Below are 2,978 nucleotides of genomic sequence, written 5' to 3' on the forward strand. Positions count from 1 at the left end.
GAACCGACCCTCCCGAACCACCCCCAGCAAGCCCATCGGTGGATTCAGGCTAAGACCTCGAGGGACCGGGGATCGGCTGCTTCGTTGGCCAGCAGGATCCGGCGTATCCCGAAGCGATGAGCGGTCACGGCCTGGTGCGGTAGGGCCACGGTGAGGCCCCAGGTTCCGTTCTCGAACTGGAGCTTCCACAAGGAAGGGGCCATCGTCGTCTTGCCGTGCGGGGCGAGCAAGACACTGGCGTCGGCACAGTACCGGCCCATCACCCCGGCGTTGTGAACCAGGCCGCTCCGGCTAAGCAGCGCGAAAGGGGTCGGCAGGTCGCCGAGCGCATTCAGGCCCGCCGCCCGTATTCCGGCCGGTGTCCAGGGTCTGCCATCACGTTCCGGGGGAAGGCCTTTCAACCCGGGTGGCAGGGGGACCCGGTCCAGTGACCGGAGGGCCTCCTCCATCACTTGGTAGTCGATTCCTGAGGCGTGCGGCATATTCTCCACGGCAGCGGTCGTGTACCCGGTCCGGCCGTGATGCTACATACTTGATTGGATGCGTCTCGGCAGCATGTCTAATACTATGTAGTGTTGTGTACCGTTAGCCAGAGAGTCGATTGAAATGAAGTGATGCCAGCCAAGAGCGTAGGCTGTTCGATCACACGGGAGAAGGGCCGGCGATGTTCGACTTTGGTGATCCGGGGTGGTCGGTTGGTGGACGGGACCGGCGCGCCGAGCCGCTCGGGTGAGATCGGCATAGGGGGAGATCGGATCGCTGCGATAGGCGATCTGAGCCGGGCCGAAGGCCGGTAATCGCTCGACGCCCACACCCGGCTTCACGGAATCACCAACCTGAGCGCGGTGTTCCCCTCCTGGACCATGGTCAGGGGAGGACGATGTTGTATCTCGGTGTCGGTGGTGCCGTCCGGGTACGGCTGCCAACAGCGCTACAAGTAGCGAACCCAGTACCCCTCATTCCGACCTGCTGAGGTCGCTCAAGGTCAACTCTGTGTGGGATGGAGTAACACCTTCAGGGTTGAGACCGGGTCAGCTAGCGCGTCGAAGGCTTCTTCGAAGCGGGTAATCGGGAGGACGAGTGAGGTGAGGCTCTCGATGTCGAACGCCCCCTTGGCGAGAAGGTCGATGGCGAGGGGAAACTCCTCGACGTAGATGATGCTTCCGACGACCTCAACCTCCTTGCCGATCACTGTGGTGGCGGTCACCTCGACGGGGCGCGAGGGGAGACCCGTGAGGGCGACCCGTCCGCCGTAGCGCACGATGTCGACTGCGAGTTCGAGGGTGCCCTGGGCTCCGGAGCACTCGAAGACGAACTCGGGCGGTTCGAGTTCCGTTCCGAACAGGGCGGTCGGTGGTTCCGTCTCGGGATCGAGCGCGAGGTCGGCCCCGAGGTCCACGGCGGCCTGGCGCCGGAAGGCCGAGAGTTCGATGGCGGTAATCGTCGCGGCGCCGGCGCTTCGCAGGGCCTGGACGACCAGCAGCCCGACGGGACCGGTCCCGATCACGGCTGCGGAGCTTCCGAGCCGGAAGCGGGAGCGTCGCACCGCACGTAGCGCGGTTGCCAGCGGTTCGACGAAGGCGCCCTGTTCCGAACTGACCGCATCGGGTAGGCGATGGAGGACCCTCGGGTCGACCGTTACGAACTCCGCCATGCCGCCGTCATGCCGGATCCCGATCCCGTTCTCCATCACGGCCGAGCGGCACAGGTTGAACCTGGCGTCCCGGCAGGCCCCGCACGCCCCGCAGAGGTTCCCGTTTGGGTTCACCACCACCCGCGTGCCAGGCGCCCATCCCCGCACCTGCTCGCCGGTCGCCACGACCTCGCCCGAGAACTCGTGTCCCATTACGACGCCCGAGCGGAAGGGGGCGGTCATGGAAGGAGCGTGCAGGTCGGTTCCGCAAACCCCGCAGAAGTGAGGGCGCAGCAGCACGTGGCCGGGCCCCACCTCGGGGACCGGGACCTCCTCCAGCCGGATGGTTCGGTCGTCCCCGAAAACGATGGCTCGCATCCGCGCCATGATCTTGCTCCTCTCGCCTGCTCCAGCCGCCGGTCCACGGAACCCTCATCTGCGTGGGTGGGCACTTCTCGCGGTGCCCGACCGATGAGATCATGGCCGAACCACAGAGGCTAGGGCGCATGAACATGATCCAGACGGTTACCGGACCGATACACCCGGGGGTGAACGCCATCGCCATCCTCTGCCACGAGGGTGATGACCGCCAGATCGTGATGGCTCAGGATGTGGGTGTGCGGATGCCCTCACTCGAGATCGTCCGGCTGCCCGGGTTCCAGAAACGTATGCCCTTCCAGCTGTCGGGGGGCCAGCAGCAGCGGGTGGCCCTTGCCCGGGCCTTGGTCAACGCCGACGCGCTGAGGCTACGTCGCGGACCTGATCGGTCCGGGAGGTGATGGGGTGACGATCAGGGGTTTCATGCAATGGCAACATGATTGCCGGCTCATGCAATTAGAACGCGGGCGAGAGGGTGTAGGAACCCGATGATCGGTAGTCTGACCCCTATACCCGGCGGCAAGGGCGCGCCCGTAGACCGGGTTACGCGTGCCGGCATTCTGCCGGGGCGTCTATCGGCCCATCTAGGGGAAGGAGGAGCTAGTGGAGAGAAAGAGTCGAGGTGGCCCCTCACTGGAGGAGACTCTGGAGACGAAGGTCGACCGCCGTGATTTCTTGAAGAAGGCGGGTATGACGGTCGCCGCCGGTGGGTTGCTCACCACCATCGGCGCCTGCGGAACCGGAGAGTCCGAGGCCACCACCACCCAGGGGACGGGTTCGGCCACCACGGCCGGTGCCACCACTGACACAGCCCAGGAAGCGGTCGAGGTGGTGATGACCCAGGGCGGTCCCGAGATCGAATGGGAGATGGGCACCAGTTGGCCACTGTCGCTGGACACCATCTACGGCGGTGCCGTGGACTTCGCCCAGCGGGTCTCGGACATGACCGGCGGCCGGTTCACCATCA

At 65.6% G+C, this 2,978-nt stretch carries 3 protein-coding genes and 1 pseudogene; 2 read left to right on the plus strand and 2 right to left on the minus strand.

Annotated features, from left to right (window positions below):
• Nucleotides 1-44 precede the first annotated feature (44 nt).
• Nucleotides 45-482, minus strand: coding sequence for a hypothetical protein (locus tag OXK16_11520; GenBank protein ID MDE0376572.1), 438 nt, complete (start codon nt 480-482; stop codon nt 45-47).
• Between the two features lie 503 nt (nt 483-985).
• Nucleotides 986-2,020 (minus strand): alcohol dehydrogenase catalytic domain-containing protein, encoded by a 1,035-nt coding sequence (locus tag OXK16_11525; protein ID MDE0376573.1) that lies wholly within the window; start codon nt 2,018-2,020, stop codon nt 986-988.
• Between the two features lie 236 nt (nt 2,021-2,256).
• Between OXK16_11525 and OXK16_11530 the strand changes: the two are divergent.
• Nucleotides 2,257-2,364, plus strand: a pseudogene (locus OXK16_11530) (ATP-binding cassette domain-containing protein).
• A 250-nt stretch (nt 2,365-2,614) separates the two neighbouring features.
• A partial coding sequence (locus OXK16_11535) for a twin-arginine translocation signal domain-containing protein (GenBank protein ID MDE0376574.1) occupies nt 2,615-2,978 on the plus strand: 364 nt, incomplete at its 3' end.

The organism is bacterium, assembly GCA_028821235.1.
Lineage (GTDB): Bacteria > Actinomycetota > Acidimicrobiia > Spongiisociales > Spongiisociaceae > Spongiisocius.

Excerpts from the sequence above, each read along its gene's own strand:
- OXK16_11525 (MDE0376573.1), bottom strand. The coding sequence starts at position 2,020 with ATGGCGCGGATGCGAGCCATCGTTTTCGGGGACGACCGAACCATCCGG.
- OXK16_11520 (MDE0376572.1), bottom strand. The coding sequence starts at position 482 with ATGCCGCACGCCTCAGGAATCGACTACCAAGTGATGGAGGAGGCCCTC.